General features: G+C 65.4%; 12 protein-coding genes. 11 read left to right on the top strand and 1 reads right to left on the bottom strand.

Annotated features, from left to right (window positions below):
* Positions 1 to 3: 3 nt before the first annotated feature.
* Positions 4 to 2,085, bottom strand: a complete 2,082-nt coding sequence (locus tag RR42_RS23665; RefSeq protein ID WP_043353505.1) for a methyl-accepting chemotaxis protein — start codon at positions 2,083 to 2,085, stop codon at positions 4 to 6.
* 955 nt (positions 2,086 to 3,040) lie between these two features.
* On the opposite strand from RR42_RS23665, the gene RR42_RS23660 reads away from it, so the two are divergent.
* From RR42_RS23660 to rfbF, 11 genes are all read left to right on the top strand, one after another.
* The gene (locus RR42_RS23660; RefSeq protein WP_043353504.1) at positions 3,041 to 3,364 is read left to right on the top strand and encodes an RNA chaperone Hfq; all 324 of its coding nucleotides are present in this window, start codon (positions 3,041 to 3,043) and stop codon (positions 3,362 to 3,364) included.
* 214 nt (positions 3,365 to 3,578) lie between these two features.
* A complete protein-coding gene (locus RR42_RS23655) occupies positions 3,579 to 4,907 on the top strand; it encodes a FliC/FljB family flagellin (RefSeq protein ID WP_043353502.1) in 1,329 nt (442 codons plus the stop codon).
* 143 nt (positions 4,908 to 5,050) lie between these two features.
* The gene (locus tag RR42_RS23650; protein WP_043353501.1) at positions 5,051 to 5,428 is read left to right on the top strand and encodes a flagellar protein FlaG; all 378 of its coding nucleotides are present in this window, start codon (positions 5,051 to 5,053) and stop codon (positions 5,426 to 5,428) included.
* 42 nt (positions 5,429 to 5,470) lie between these two features.
* Complete coding sequence (fliD, locus tag RR42_RS23645; RefSeq protein WP_052494893.1) at positions 5,471 to 6,943, top strand: flagellar filament capping protein FliD; 1,473 nt, start codon at positions 5,471 to 5,473, stop codon at positions 6,941 to 6,943.
* A 50-nt stretch (positions 6,944 to 6,993) separates the two neighbouring features.
* Positions 6,994 to 7,440: a flagellar export chaperone FliS gene (fliS, locus tag RR42_RS23640; protein ID WP_043353499.1), complete on the top strand. Its 447-nt coding sequence runs from the start codon at positions 6,994 to 6,996 to the stop codon at positions 7,438 to 7,440.
* 1 nt (position 7,441) lies between these two features.
* Complete coding sequence (locus tag RR42_RS23635; RefSeq protein WP_043353497.1) at positions 7,442 to 7,777, top strand: flagellar protein FliT; 336 nt, start codon at positions 7,442 to 7,444, stop codon at positions 7,775 to 7,777.
* A gap of 8 nt (positions 7,778 to 7,785) precedes the next feature.
* Entirely contained in the window at positions 7,786 to 9,099 is a 1,314-nt protein-coding gene (locus RR42_RS23630) for a flagellar hook-length control protein FliK (RefSeq protein ID WP_052494892.1), read from the top strand.
* On the top strand, positions 9,096 to 9,416 hold the full coding sequence (locus tag RR42_RS23625; RefSeq protein ID WP_043353495.1) for an EscU/YscU/HrcU family type III secretion system export apparatus switch protein: 321 nt from the start codon (positions 9,096 to 9,098) through the stop codon (positions 9,414 to 9,416). Before RR42_RS23630 ends, RR42_RS23625 begins: the two co-directional genes overlap by 4 nt.
* A gap of 237 nt (positions 9,417 to 9,653) precedes the next feature.
* Positions 9,654 to 11,894: a tetratricopeptide repeat protein gene (locus tag RR42_RS23620; RefSeq protein ID WP_043353494.1), complete on the top strand. Its 2,241-nt coding sequence runs from the start codon at positions 9,654 to 9,656 to the stop codon at positions 11,892 to 11,894.
* A gap of 111 nt (positions 11,895 to 12,005) precedes the next feature.
* Positions 12,006 to 14,231 (top strand): tetratricopeptide repeat protein, encoded by a 2,226-nt coding sequence (locus RR42_RS23615; RefSeq protein WP_043353492.1) that lies wholly within the window; start codon positions 12,006 to 12,008, stop codon positions 14,229 to 14,231.
* Entirely contained in the window at positions 14,228 to 15,001 is a 774-nt protein-coding gene (rfbF, locus tag RR42_RS23610) for a glucose-1-phosphate cytidylyltransferase (protein WP_043353489.1), read from the top strand. Before RR42_RS23615 ends, rfbF begins: the two co-directional genes overlap by 4 nt.
* The last annotated feature ends 5 nt before the right edge of the window (positions 15,002 to 15,006 follow it).

Raw genomic sequence — 15,006 nt, 5'->3', positions numbered from 1 at the left:
GACTTAGAACGATTCCCAGTCTCCGGCAGCCACGGCCGGGCTGCCGGCAGCCGGGGTGCGCGCGGCGCGGCGCGGCACTGCTGCGGCCACGCCGGCAGGCTTGGCCTGGCGGGCGGCGGGCAGCGCCTTGGAAGACAGCACAGGCTCGCGGCCCTGGCGCACCACCGGCGCGCGGGCCTTGCTGGGCAACACGGGCTCGCGGGTGGTGCGGACCGCGCCGGCACGTGGCGCTACGGCGGCTGGCCGGGCCGCAGGCTTGGCCGCGGTTGCTGGCGCGACTCGTGCTGCCGATGCTGCTTGAACCACCTGCACTGCCTGGGCAGCACGAGCGGCCGGAGCCACGGGCCTGGCCGGGGTCGGGCGAGCCGCCCCCGGGCGGGCCGGCGGGTGGCTCTTGCCACCCGCCGCCGTGTGCGCCGCAGGGCGCCGCCCGGCGGCTGCCGGCGCCACGCGCGCTGCAGCTACCGCCCGCGCAGGCACAGTCAGTGCCGGTGCCGGCGCCGGCGCCCGCGCAACATGCGTTTGCGCCGGTGTCACCTGGAACCTGGACACATCATCGACCAGCCCGGCGGCCTGCTGCTGCAGGCTCTCGGCGGCGGCAGCGGCTTGCTCCACCAGCGCGGCGTTCTGCTGCGTCACGCTCTCCATCTGATTGATGGCGCGGTTGACCTGCTCGATGCCGCAGGACTGCTCCTCGCTGGCCGCGGCGATCTCGCCCATGATGTCGGTCACGCGCTTCACCGCCCCGACGATGTCGTCCATGGTGCGCCCGGCGTCCTCGACCTGCTTGGCGCCATGGGCCACCTGTCCCACCGAGCCATTGATCAGCTGTCCGATTTCCTTGGCCGCCGACGAAGACCGCTGGGCCAGGCTGCGCACCTCCGCGGCCACCACGCCAAAGCCACGTCCTTGCTCACCAGCGCGGGCGGCTTCCACGGCAGCATTGAGCGCCAGGATATTGGTCTGGAAGGCAATGCCTTCGATCACGCCGACGATTTCGGCGACCTTGGCCGACGATTGCGAAATATGCTGCATGGTCTCGACCACGCCGCGCACAGCGTGCCCGCCCGCCGTCGCCACGCCCGAAGCGCTGACCGCCAGTTCATTGGCATGGCGTGCATTGGCCGCGTTCTGCTTGACCGTCGAGGTGAGCTGCTCCATGGATGCCGCAGTCTGCTCCAGGGATGCCGCCTGCTCTTCCGTGCGCTGGGACAGGTCGGTATTGCCCTTGGCGATTTCCCGGGTCGCGCCATCGATCGAGCGCGTCGCGCCCTGGATGCCGTGCACCAGCGTCGCCAACTGCCCGAAAGCGCGCTCCAGCGCGCCAAGCATGCGGCCCATCTCGTCATCGCTGCTGGCGTCGATGACATAGGTCAGGTTGCCATGCGCAAGCGCTTGTGCCGCGTCCAGCGCTTGCCGCGCCGGGCGCGTGATCGAGCGCGTGATGCCGATGCCGAGGACGGCGGCCAGCGCGACCGCGGCGGCAGCCAGGCCCAGCAGCAGGTTGCGCGCCATCTCATAGCTGGCATTGGCTTCTTGCACGGCGGCGGCGGCCACCTTGCGCCCCCCGTCGGACAATTCGCTCAGCTTGTCGAAGTAAGGCGCCTGGGCCGCCGGCAGGGTCGCGACCAGCGCGCTGCGAGCGCTGTCAAACTCGCCGCCCTGCAACTGGCGCAACACCGTGTCGAGCTGGGTGTCGTAAGCATTGCGTGCCTCGACAAGGGCGCGATAGGTTTCCTGGATCTCAGGCTTGGCGGACCTGGAAAGCCATTTCCCCAGTTCATCCAGCGTGCCGCGCATGTCCTGGCGCAGTGCGCCGATGCGCTCGGCGTCGCGCCGCACGGCAACCGGATCCTCGTTCAGGGTGGCATCGCGCACCAGGATGCCGGTGCGCAGCGCATCTTGCTTGACACGCTCGATCTCCAGCACCTTGAACAGGCGCCCCTCCACCGTCAGGCGCATCGATTCGTTCATGGTGCGCAGGGACATCATGCCCAGCACGGCCACGGCAATCAGCAGCAGCGCCACGAGCGAAAACGCTACCGTCAGGCGCACCCCAATGCCAAAGTTTCGCAACCAACGCATCTTCCCCGCTCCTTTTACTCTTATCGCGCGCGCTTCATCCTCGCCCCGGACAGATTTCCGGAGCGACGCCGCATCGCGGGCTTAACGGCAGGGACAGGAGCAAGCTTGAGGGCTAAACAGCGACTTGCGAAAAGAAGCGCAAAAACGGGGAATTGCAAGGAAATATAGAGGGGAAAAGCCGGGCAATTCGAACGATTGCCCGGCTTCAACCTGTCGTCTAATGTCACCCACGCACTTCGAAGTGCTGCGATCGGCGCTTGGCGCCGAGGACGCACAACAAACAAAGTGGGCGCGCAAAAAAAGAAGCCCACGCGCGGGGTGCTCGTAGGCTTTCCAGGACTGCGTTAGAGCCGAAAGGCCCTAACGCGAATATAAACCTGCTTACATGAGGTGTAAATCCTATTTCTATCAGGGATATCTCTGATAGAAAAAGTGCCGAAAATGCCACGCAAGTGGCGAATACCCGGCATGGAGTGCATCGCTGTCGCAGGCCAGGGCCACCTTGCGGCCCGCAAACCCATGCCAGATAGGGAATGCGGGCGGGGGTGGCGTTGGGACTTGCCACACCAGCGCAATCAATGCATAAATTCGCAGTGTGACGCAATAGATTTATTAGAGGAAAACCTCTACACAAGACGCGCCCCCCCAACCGTCAAGATTTTTAAAATTTTGTTACCCTCGCCCCTGAAGTACTGCCCTTCTCTTCTGGCGGCGTCGCCCGCCACAGCTTGCGGAGCAGCATCGGATCCACCGCCCGGACACAAACCAGGGCCGGTCCCGGCCCATGCCGCCTCGCCGTCCCGCGCCAGCACCGAGAGCGGATGTTTCATCCCCCGCCCAGCCCAGGCCGCGCCACAGCCGGCGCCCAGCCGTGCTGCCACACCCCATTTGCCCAGGCCCAGTCATTGGACCGTTGCCAGCCGCCAGAACCCGAGCGGGCTCTTCCGGAGAAGTTGTGAACAAGAAGGTAACCAGGATCGATCGCCCGAGCCGGAATCTGCAGCACCTGCAGCTCTCCACCCACAGCGCAAGTCGCAATCCTGTCGTCGTGCATTTATCGAACGGCATTCGGCTGCACGGCGTGATCATGGCTGCGGACAACTATATGGTGTTGCTGGCAGAGTCTGCGCAGGACCCGCTTCCGCAGATCGTCTACAAGCACTCCATCGCCGTGATCACGCCGGCTCACGCCCCCGAGGCCACGGCCTGCGTGCCTGGGGCGGAGACCTCGCCGGAATTCGTCAGCTTATATACCCCGCGTACCCGCAAGCGCCGCTAGGCGTTGCCGGCGTCGCGCCGCAGGCCCGGACGGGCTCGCTTCACCTCGAATCCGTCACTCAGTTTCAATCCATCGCAAAGATCACTCTAAATCTTTTCCGGCCCCAACCGATAACCCAAACAACGGTGGCACTTCTCGCCCAGCATTGCCTGGCAGCCAACGTTGCGGCAGCAGCCGGATTGCACAATCTACTGTAAAGAATAGGAGTCGTACCATGTCGATGACCATCAATACCAACACGTTGTCCCTGATGACGCAGAACAACCTGAACGCTTCGCAGTCGTCGCTGAACAGCGCGATCCAGCGTCTGTCGTCGGGCCTGCGTATCAACAGCGCCAAGGACGACGCCGCCGGCCAGGCGATCGCCAACCGCTTCACCGCCAACATCAACGGCCTGACGCAAGCACAGCGCAACTCCAACGACGGCATCTCGCTGGCGCAAACGACTGAAGGCGCGCTGAACGAAGTCAACAACAACCTGCAAGCTATCCGTACCCTGTCCGTCCAAGCCGCAACGGGCAGCAACTCGGCAAGCGACCTGCAATCGATCCAGGACGAAATCACGCAACGTCTGGCTGAAATCGACCGCACTTCGCAACAAACCGACTTCAACGGCGTCAAGGTCCTGTCGTCCACCGCCACCCCGCTGAGCGTGCAAGTCGGCGCCCAAGACGGCCAGACCATCTCGATCGGCCTGCAAGAAATCAGCTCGAAGACCCTGGGCATGACCGGCTTCACGGTGGCCAAGAACGCCCTGAGCACCAGCGGCGCCATCACCACGGTTGCAGCCGCCACCGGCTCCGCACCGGTTTCGGTCAACCTGACCTCGGCTGCCAACGCCCTGTCCGCCGTCGTCGGCTCGACCGTCAGCACCAGCTCCCTGACCCTGAACAACGTGCTGGACACCGCCGGCAACGCCACCAGCAACTACGTGGTCAAGTACGGCAACGACAACTACGCTGCCTCGGTCGACGCTGCCACCGGCAACGTCACCCTGAACAAGGTGCAAGTGAAGATCGGCGATGCCGCCAACGGCAACACCGGCAACACCGTGGCTGGCCAGCTGGTCAAGGTCGGCGCCAACACCAGCGGCGCTGCAGTCGCTTTCATCACCCAAGGCGGCAACAACTACGCGCTGTCCGCCGGTACGCAAGCTGGTGCCCAGGCCAACGGCGGCTCGACCACCACGTCGGTCACGGACGCTACCCAAATCGAGCTGAGCACCGCCGGCACCACCACCGCAACGGCCCAGTTCACCGGCTCGGGCAGCACCAACCCGCTGGCCCTGATCGACAAGGCGCTGGCCACGGTCGACAAGCTGCGCAGCTCGCTGGGTGCCGTTCAGAACCGCTTCAACTCGGCCATCACCAACCTGGGCTCGGCGGTGACGAACCTGTCGGCTTCGCGCTCGCGCATCCAGGACGCTGACTACGCGACCGAAGTGTCGAACATGTCGCGCGCCCAGATCCTGCAACAAGCAGGTACGTCTGTGCTGGCCCAGGCCAACCAGTCGAACCAAGGCGTGCTGTCGCTGCTGCGTTAATTCTCGCAACAGACGGCTGTCTCCTAGCAGGACGGGTTCTGCCCGGGCCCGTCCTGCCGGGAATGTTTTCAGAGCGGCCTCCGCTCTGAAAGCGTTTCCACCGAAGCCTTTTGTGCACCGACCCAACGCTGCGAGAACAGATCATGATCAGTTCGACCGAACCGCTACTGCCAATGCCGGCCACACTCACCGTCGGGCCGGCATCGTCCGTTGGTACCACCGGAGCGGCGAGAAGCCCGGCGGATCCGGGTTCGGGTCCAGCGGAATCGAAGCCGGCCGACGGCGCCCATGCGGCCGGCAGCACCGGGCTGGACGGTGCGCTGAAGAGCCTCAACGAGGCCCTGGAGGCCACCCCGCTCGAGGTCCGCGTCAGCATCGACAAAGCCACGCACAGAATGGTCACGAGTGTCGTGGACAAGGTCTCCGGCGAGACTATTCGCCAGTTCCCCACAAAAGAAGTCCTGCGCATTGTCCGCGCCATTGATAAATTGCAGGGCCTGCTGATTCACCAAACCGCCTGATCGGGCGCCTCTCCCCGTACACATAAACCACAGGTACGCATCATGAGTTCAACGAGTGCAACGAGTTCGACGAGCGGCTCAGCGATTTCGTCGCTTGGTGTTGGTTCCGGGCTGGATCTGAGCACTTTGCTGACCAATCTGAAATCGGCGGAACAGCTCAAGCTCACCCCGATCACCGATCAGCAGAGCGCGGTCAACACCCAGCTTTCAGCTTATGGCGTGCTGCAGGGGGCGCTGGCCTCGTTCCAGTCGGCCGCCACCGCCCTGGGCACGGCCAGCCTGTACAGCAGCACCACCACCTCGTCGAGCAACACCAGCGTGCTGAGCACCTCGGCCAACAATACCGCGGTGGCGGGCAGCTATGCCGTCAACGTCTCGCAGCTGGCGCAGTCGCAGACGCTGGTAGCGAACGGCATCACCGACAGTACCGGCCAGCAGCTGGGCAGCGCCACCATCCAGATCCAGTTCGGCACCACCACCACCAGCGGCGGCACGACCACCTTCACACCCGGCAGCGCCGCGGCAGCGTCGATCAACATCAACGGCACCAACAATACGCTGAGCGGCATCCGCGACGCCATCAATGCCGCTAATGCCGGCGTTACCGCCAGCATCGTCAACGACGGCAGCAGCACGCCCTATCACCTGGTGCTGACCTCGAACACCACCGGCGCTGCTTCGAGCATGAGTGTTTCGGTCAGCAGCAACGGCAGCGGCGACCCCACCACCATCAGCAACCTGCTGACATACAACCCGGGCGGCACGACGGCGATGACGCAGAACATCGCGGCACAGGACGCCAAGCTCAGCATCAACGGCCTGGCGATCACCAGCGCCAGCAATTCGGTCCAGGGCGCGGCCCAGGGCGTGACCCTGAACCTGGCCACCACCGGCACCAGCACGGTGAACGTGGCCAGCAACACCAGCGCCATGGCTACCGGTGTGCAGAGCTTCGTCACCGCGTACAACACCCTGCAGTCCACGGCGGCCCAGCTCTCCGCCTACGACCCGAGCACCAAGACCGCCGGCGCGCTGCTTGGCGACTCCACGCTGCGCGTGATCGAGAACCAGCTGCGCAACGTGATCAATACCCCGCAGACGGCCACCGGCGCCACCGGCCTGACCAACCTGACGCAGATCGGCATCAGCTTCAACGCCGACGGCAGCATGTCGCTGGATTCGAGCAAGCTGAATGCCGCGCTCACCACCAACCGCACGGGCGTCGCGCAGTTGTTCAGCGGCACCGACGGCAAGTCGGGCTACGGCAACCAGCTGTCTAGCGCGGCGGCGGGCTTTGTCTCGCCCACGGGCGCGCTGACTACCGCCACCAACGGTGTCAACGCCACGCTCAAGTCGCTCGCGACCCAGTACACCAATGTGTCGGCCCAGATCGATGCCGCGGTGGCGCAATACCAGACCGAGTTCCAGAACCTGGACACGCTGATGGCACAGCTGAACTCGACCAAGACTTACCTGACGCAGCAGTTCAGCTCTTCGACCAGCACTTCGGGCTGAGCCCGGCCAGGTTTCTCGCACACGTCATAACAAACTCAGGGAGCGCCGCCATGTACGCACGCACCGCCGTCAACGCCTACACCAATGTCGGCCACGAGACCGGGGCCATGAGTGCCTCGCCGCACCGCCTCATCGTCATGCTGTTCGATGGTGCGCGGGCGGCGATCGCCCGCGCCAAGTTCCACATGGAAGCAGGCAAGATCGCCGAGAAAGGCAAGGCCGTCTCCAACGCCATCAACATCATCGAAAGCGGGCTGCGCGCGTCGCTGGATCACGGCGCCAGCGCGGAGCTCGCCGGCAATCTCGATGCGCTCTACGACTACATGACCCGGCAACTGATGCTGGCCAACCTGCATAACGACGAGAGCCGCTTCAACGAGGTCGACAAGCTGCTGGCCGACATCGCCTCGGCCTGGCGCCAGATCGATCCGGACGCCGTGCCGGAGCCTGCGCCACAGGCATTCATGCCGAGGGAAGCTGTCTCGATAGGGTCCTGACATGCTGCCGCAAAAGAAGAAGATCATCACTTGCTACGAAGAGCTGCTACGCTTGTCCAGCCTGATGTGCGAAGCCGCGCGCGCGGGCAATTGGGATACGCTGTGCGCGCTGCAGAACGGGTACGTCACCCAGGTCAGCACGTTGAAGAGCATCGACGACGTGGCATTGCTGAGCGCCGAGGAACGGCGCTACCGCTACCGGATGCTGGAAACCATCCTGTCGCAGGATGCCGCCATCCGCAACCTGGTCACGCCGAAGATGCAGGAGCTGGGGTACCTGCTGAATAGCTCGCGCCGCCGCCAGGAACTGCATCACACCTACGGCTCGCCGGCCTGATACGGCGCATGATCGGCATCAACCTTCCGGCAGATGTATCGCTTGCCCTGCGCACGGATCCGCAGGCGCTCAAGTCCGCCCTTACCGTAGCCAAGCTGGCAGCCTTGCAGCCGGTTGGCACCGTCACCGACATGGTGGGGGCTGCCGAGGGCGGCAACACCGTGCAGCAAGGCCGTGCGGGAACGGTCGGCACCGGCATGCCGCCTGCGCCCGAAGGCGCGGCAACTACTTCGGCGCGCGAGTCGTTCAGCACGGCGGCACGCGTCATCCTCGATATCCTGGACGGCACCGACGCCGCGCCGCTGCGCAGCGCGGCGCCCATCGTGGCCACACCGCCGGGCAGCGGCCAGGCCAGCTCTCTGGCAAGCGCGCTGGCCCGCCAGGTTGGGCAGAGCGGCCTGTTCTATGAGTCGCATCTGGGCCAATGGCTGAACGGCACGCGCCCGCTCGACAGCCTGATGCGCGAGCCACAGGCCTTGCTGGGGCGCCCGCCCGCTGCGCCGGCCACCACGGATGCCACGCACCCGGTATTGCAGTTGACGTATCAGCCGGCAGCGCCTGCCCCGGCACAGGCTGTTGCCCAGGCGGCGGCAAAGGCAGCCGCCGCTGTCGCTGTCGCGGCGGAGTCGGGCAGCCTTCCCCTTCCCGCGGAAGGTCCCGGCGCCGACACACCGGCACAAGCGCAGAAGGCCGCGAGCACCTATTCAGCGCCCGCCCCCAGCGCCGCCTCCACGGCCGCGGCGCCTGCCGCGAATCCGTCCACGCCCTCCGCACATCTCGCCCAGCAGGCAACCCAGGCCTACCAGGCAGCTTCAGCCACGCCAGCGCCGCGTACGGTGCATCTCTCGGCGGACGACATCTTCGGCGCAAGCAAGCCAGCCGCCGACCCGTTGCAAGCCGCCAGCGCCACCGGCCCCGCCGTGCACCCCGATGCCACCACCTTGGTGCGCCAGCAGCTCGACACCCTGGCAACCCAGCAATTGCGCTGGATGGGCGAAGCGTGGCCGGGTACGCCGATGCAATGGCAGATCACGCGTGAGCAAGATGACACCCCCGCGCGCGGGCAGGGCGAGCCGGATGCCATTGGCGACGGCGTCTGGTCGACCCGGCTGGTCCTCGAGTTCCCCAACCTCGGCACCGTGGAGGCCAGAATCAGGCTGACCGGCAACAGCATCGAAGCACGCCTGGCGGCGCCCGCCTCGGTCAACCTCCTGGCCGGAGCGCGCGCGCAGCTCCAGGATCGCCTCGCCGCGACCGGCCTCGATCTCACTGCGTTGGCGGTGGATGGCATCTTCCGACCGGCCGGGAGCACCGGGCAGTGAGACAGCCTGACGACAACGCGCGCGGCACCGCAGTGGCGCTGAGCTACGACGAAACACGCGACCAAAGCCCCCGCGTGGTCGCCAAGGGCTATGGCGACGTGGCCGACGCCATCATCGCCCGCGCCCGCGATAGCGGCGTCTATGTCCACAATTCCCCCGCGCTGGTGACCCTGCTCATGCAGGTCGACCTGGACTCGCGCATCCCGGAGCAGTTGTACGTGGCCGTGGCCGAATTGCTGGCCTGGCTGTACCAGCTCGAAAAGGGCGAGGCACAAGCCGGTTCCGCGCCGGCGTCGAATACGTTCAGCCCTCGCTGAGTCCCCGGCGGCAGCCGCCCCCCACCCGAAAGCGCCGCATTCACCTCACTGCTGCCTCGCCTCCGGAATTGGCCTCTTTTTTGGCTTGTATTCCGGCCTCCCCGCGCCTGTCGTCCTGATAACTTTCAGGGGCCGGAACAGCCTGGCGATGCCGCCGCGACACCGCCTTTCCCGGTACGCGGCGGCGTCGCCAATAAGCGCATTGCCTGTACCAGCCCGCCAAGACGGGCCCAACCGATGAAACCTACCAACGCTAGCAAGTCTCCCCGCCAGATCGAGAAGGCTCGCGCAGCCTACCAGGCCGGCCAGTACCGCGCTGTACTCAGGGAAGCCGAAAAGGCGGAGCAGATCCTCGGCAAGCGGGCCGACGCGTCTTACTGGCAGATGGCAGCCTGGCTGGCCCTGCAGGATACGAAGAGGGCCGGCGAGATCCTGCGCGACGGGCTGCAGCATTTCCCCGACGACATCGAGCTGATGTCTCTTGGCGGTTTCGTCCTGCTGCGCAACGGCGAGCACGAGCAAGCCAGGCAACTGCTGCAGCGCTGCGTCGGCGCCGCTCCCGGCTCGCTGAGCGCGTGGGTGCACTACGCCGCCCTGCTGCTGGAGTTGCGCGAACCCGCGGCGGCCAAGGAAGCCGCCAGCAAGGCACTGGCGATCGACCCCAACGAAGCCACCGCAGCCTGCAACTACGCCCTGGCCCTGAAGGAGACAGGCGAAATGGTGGAGGCCATGCCGGCGCTGCGCAAGGCGGTAAAGCTGGCACCGCGCAGCCTCGCCATCCGGGCCAACCTGCTGTTCGCGATGTTGTTCGCCCAGGAAACCACGGCGCTGGACCTGCTGCGTGAAGCCAGAACCTACGAAACGCTGCTGCTGGACGGCCCGCGCTTGCCGCGCAACGACATTGCGCCGCGGCGCACCAGCGGTCCGATCCGCCTGGGCCTGTTCTCGAACGACCTGCTGCGCCACGCTTGCGCCTACTTCATCCTGCCGCTGATGGCACATCTGGACCGCTCCCGGGTGGAAGTGGTGGCGCTCTCGCTCAACCCGCTGAGCGACCACGTCACGGACAAGATCCGCCTGCACGCCAACGAGTTCATCGAGCTGGCGGGAAGAAGCACCACCGACATCGTGCAGACCATCCGCGACGCGCAACTCGACGTCGTGATGGATCTCGGCGGCCATACCGGCAATTCGCCGCTGCCATACATGGTGCACGAGCTGGCGCCGGTGCAGATGACCTGGCTTGGCTATCCTGGCAGCACCGGCCTGAAGTCCATCCAGTACCGCATCAGCGACGCGACCTGCGACCCGGAGGGCTTCGAGCCCCACTACACTGAAACCCTGCTCAGGGCGCCCACCGTCTTCTGCACGTATGCGCCGCTGGTGCACAGCCCGCTCAATGCGTATGGCCCGAAGTACAGGGTCCAGGAGACGCCGGCGCTGCGCACCGGTGCGATCACCTTCGGCTCCTGCAACAACCTGGGCAAGATCACCGAGCAGACCGTGGCCCTGTGGAGCGCGGTTCTGGCCCGCTGCCCGGACAGCCGCCTGCTGATCGAAGCGCGCGACCTCGACAACGACGCCGTCAGCGGCCCCCTGCTGGCGCGCCTGGCCCTGGCCGGCATCGATCCGGCCCGGGTCGCCTGCATCCCCCGGCTGGCGACGAATCAGTACCTGACCTATCACGACATCGACATCATGCTGGACACCGCGCCGCTGACCGGCGGCACCACCACCTGCGACGCCTTGTGGATGGGGGTGCCGGTGATCACGCTGGCAGGGTCGGCCTTCCACTCGCGGATGTCTGCCAGCTTCCTGCATGCGCTCGGCCTGGATGGCCTGATCTGCCACAGCGACGAAGCGTACGTCGACATGGCCGCGCAACTGGCCGCTGACGCAAACCAGCTCAACGCCTTGCGCCTGTCGCTGCGGCAGCGTTTCGAGCAGAGTCCCCTGGCCGACAGCGCCGCCTTCGCGCGCTGGATGGAAGACCAGCTCACCGAAGCGCTCAAGCCGCACCGCCCGGTCGACAGCACGGCCGGCCCGCACGACGGCGTGTACTTCTCCGGCACCTGGCACACCATGGCGGAAATCGTGATTGCCGTCGCTGGACTGCTGGAGGCGGGCCGCTACGTGGAACTGCGGGCGCTGCTCGAGAACTTCTCGGCGAAGTGGCCCAGGCACTGGATCGTTCCCTACGCACTCGCCGAGATCGAACATCGCGCCGGGCAGCACGACACCGCGGTCGATTATCTGATGGAGAGCGTTGGCCTGCGGCCCTATCACCTGCCGCTGTACCGCCTGCTTAGCGCGCGGCTCGACGAGTACCAGTACGACAAGGGCTCGCTTGGCGAATTCATGCTGCAGCAACTCGGGGTGCCGCTGGCACTCGTCGAACAGCAGGGTGCGCCAACGGTGCTGGAAGTCCTCGGCATCGACGTCAGCCAGCCAATGCAAGCCGAGCCGGCACATGCATGAGCTACCGCTCGCCCGGGGTGCGGACCGCCCCCGGGCTCATCCGCCCGGCGCCGTTGCGGCTGGGTGTTGCCCTGCAACGGCCTGCCGGCCTGGCAAATCCATCCTTACCATATGAAGAACTTCGCATTCAACGCCAAAGCGGACCAGCATAACAAGAAGGCTGAAGCCAGTCATTTCTCTGGCCACTTCGAGGAAGCCATCGTCCATGCGGAGAAGGCCAGGAAGCTCGCCCCGCATATGGCCAAGCCCTATTACTGGGCGGCTTTTTCCTCGCTGGAACTGCATCGGCTCGACGACGCGTACCGTTTCGCCCAGGAAGGACTGGCCGCGCATCCCGGCCAGCCTGAGATCGCATCCATGTGCGCGCGCATCCTTGCGGCGATGGGCAAGCTGGAGGACGCCAGGACCATGCTGCGAGACTGCGTGGCATCCCACCCGCGGTGCCTTGAAGGCTGGGCGAACTACGCCATCGTGCTGAACAAGCTGGGCATGCATGCCGAAGCCAAGCAAGCATCGCTCAAGGCCATCGAGATCGCTCCGGATCATCCGGCGATCCTGGCAAACTATGCCAATGACCTGAAAAATACCGGATTTGCCGAGGATGCAATCCGGGTATTGCAACGCGCCGCGGCAATCGCGCCGACCAACAAGAACATCCGCTCGAACCTGTTGTTCATGCTCTTGTTCGGCGAGAAGACGGGCGCGCAGGATCTGCTGACCGAAGCCTCCAGGTATGCGCAAATGCTGGCGCGCGAGCGGCTGCCGAAACTGGCCGTGCAGCCCCGCCCGCGCTCGGACAGGATCCGCATCGGCATCCTGTCGAACGACTTGTACAGGCACGCCTGCGCCTATTTCCTGATCCCGCTGATCGCCAACCTCGACCGGGCCAGATTCGAAGTGGTGGCGCTCGGCCTGCACGCCTATCACGACAACGTCACGCACAAGATATCCATCTACTGCGACCGCTTCGTCAACCTGGCCAATAAGCCGGATGGTGAAGTCGTCAAGCTGATCCGCGAGGAAAACATCGATGTGCTGATTGACCTTGGCGGATATACGGGCACCTCTCCGCTGCACTACATGGTCCACGGCCTGGCTCCGGTGCAACTCACCTGGCTTGGCTATCCCGGCAGCACCGGCATGCCGGCAATCCAGCATCGCGTGACCGACTGGATCGGGGATCCGGCCGGGGCGGAGCCCAACTACACCGAGAACCTGCTGCGCGCGCCCGGCCCGTTTGCCGTCTACCACCCGCTGGTCGGCAATCCGCTGACGGTCTATCAGGCCGAATACCAGGTCAGGGAAACGCCGGCGTTGCGCAATGGCTTCATTACCTTCGGCTCTTGCAACAACATCGGCAAGCTGACCGACCGGACCCTGCGGATGTGGAGCGCCGTACTGACGCGCTGCCCTGGCAGCCGGCTGCTGGTCGAGGCAGCAGGGCTCGATACGGATGAAGTGAAGGTGCCCCTGCTGGAGCGCATGCAGCAAGCCGGCATCGACACCGAGCGCGTCGCCTGCATCCTCCGGGAAGGCAAGAACCAGTACCTGACCTACCACGATATCGATATCGCACTGGATACCTCGCCGGTCACCGGCGGCACCACGACCTGCGACACGCTCTGGATGGGCGTGCCCGTGGTCTCGCTGGCCGGCCCGGCATTCCACACCCGCGTCTCCGCGCCCTTCCTGCACGCCGTAGGCCTGGGCGGCCTGGTCTGCGAAACGGAGGAGGCCTACGTCGAGATGGCCGCGCAGCTTGCCGCGGACGTGGAGCAGCTCAACGCGCTGCGACTCTCCCTGCGGCACCGCTTCGAGAAAAGCGCCATCGCCGACGTGGCCGGGTTTACGCGCTGGTTCGAAGACCAGGCAGCGCAACTGATCAGCCAGCACCGGGATGTGAGCCACCTCAAGCCGCGTACGCAGGACGGCGTGTTCTGCAATGGCGCCTGGCATTCGATGGAAGAACTGGTGCTGACCATCGGGCTGCTTCTGCAGGAAGGACGCCATATCGAGCTCAACAGCCTGCTGGAAAACATGTCGGCCAAGTGGAGCAAGCACTGGCTGATCGCCTTCGCGCTGGGTGAGATGGCCCAGCGCGAGGGCCGCTACGACCGCGCGCTCGAACTACTGATGGAAGCCGTCAACCTGCGCCCGTACCACCTGCCGCTCTACCGCCTGCTCAGCGTGCGGATGCGCGAAGGCGGTCATGACACGAGTCCCGTGGCCGATATCCTGCAGCAGCAGTTCGGCCTCGACCTGGCCCTGATCGATAGCCAGGGCAAACCTTCGACCTACGAAATCCTGGGCATCCAGGTGCTGGAGGAAGCAGCATGAAAGCCGTCATCCTGGCGGGCGGGCTGGGTACCCGCATCTCCGAAGAATCCCACCTGCGTCCCAAGCCCATGATTGAAGTGGGCGGCAAGCCGATCCTGTGGCACATCATGAAGATGTACGCCGCGCACGGCATCAATGATTTCGTCATCTGCCTGGGCTACAAGGGCTACGTCATCAAGGAATACTTCGCCAACTACTTCCTGCATATGTCGGATGTGACCTTCGACATGTCGGAAAACCGCATGGACGTGCACTGCCGCAAGGCCGAGCCGTGGCGCGTGACACTGGTGGATACCGGCGAGGAATCGCAGACCGGCGGGCGCCTGCGGCGCGTGCGCGAGTACCTCACGCCCGGCGAGCCGTTCTGCTTTACCTATGGCGACGGCGTGTCCGACATCGACCTCACCGCCGAGATCGCCTTTCACCGCAACCACGGCCGCTGGGCCACGGTAGCGGCCGTGCAGCCGCCGGGACGCTACGGCGCGCTCGAGCGTACCAGCGAAGGCATGGTGGCCGGCTTCGCGGAAAAGCCGCGCGGCGACGGCGCCTGGATCAATGGCGGCTTCTTCGTGCTGCAGCCCGAAGTGCTCGACCTGATCGCCGACGACAAGACCAGTTGGGAGCAGGCCCCCATGGAAGAGCTTGCCACGCGCGGGCACTTGCTGGCGTTCGAGCACCAGGGCTTCTGGCAGCCGATGGACACCCTGCGCGAGAAGAACATGCTGGAGCAGTTGTGGCAATCCGGCGCGGCACCTTGGAAGACATGGTGACCCGC

It is taken from the genome of Cupriavidus basilensis (genome assembly GCF_000832305.1).
Classification (GTDB): Bacteria; Pseudomonadota; Gammaproteobacteria; order Burkholderiales; family Burkholderiaceae; genus Cupriavidus; species Cupriavidus basilensis_F.
This window is presented reverse-complemented; position numbering and strand designations above follow the sequence as displayed.

Bases quoted from the DNA above. Each gene is read 5' to 3' on its own strand.
- RR42_RS23630 (WP_052494892.1), top strand. From the start codon at position 7,786: ATGATCGGCATCAACCTTCCGGCAGATGTATCGCTTGCCCTGCGCACG.
- fliS (WP_043353499.1), top strand. From the start codon at position 6,994: ATGTACGCACGCACCGCCGTCAACGCCTACACCAATGTCGGCCACGAG.
- rfbF (WP_043353489.1), top strand. From the start codon at position 14,228: ATGAAAGCCGTCATCCTGGCGGGCGGGCTGGGTACCCGCATCTCCGAA.
- RR42_RS23655 (WP_043353502.1), top strand. From the start codon at position 3,579: ATGTCGATGACCATCAATACCAACACGTTGTCCCTGATGACGCAGAAC.
- RR42_RS23650 (WP_043353501.1), top strand. From the start codon at position 5,051: ATGATCAGTTCGACCGAACCGCTACTGCCAATGCCGGCCACACTCACC.
- RR42_RS23665 (WP_043353505.1), bottom strand. From the start codon at position 2,085: ATGCGTTGGTTGCGAAACTTTGGCATTGGGGTGCGCCTGACGGTAGCG.
- RR42_RS23620 (WP_043353494.1), top strand. From the start codon at position 9,654: ATGAAACCTACCAACGCTAGCAAGTCTCCCCGCCAGATCGAGAAGGCT.
- RR42_RS23615 (WP_043353492.1), top strand. From the start codon at position 12,006: ATGAAGAACTTCGCATTCAACGCCAAAGCGGACCAGCATAACAAGAAG.
- fliD (WP_052494893.1), top strand. From the start codon at position 5,471: ATGAGTTCAACGAGTGCAACGAGTTCGACGAGCGGCTCAGCGATTTCG.
- RR42_RS23635 (WP_043353497.1), top strand. From the start codon at position 7,442: ATGCTGCCGCAAAAGAAGAAGATCATCACTTGCTACGAAGAGCTGCTA.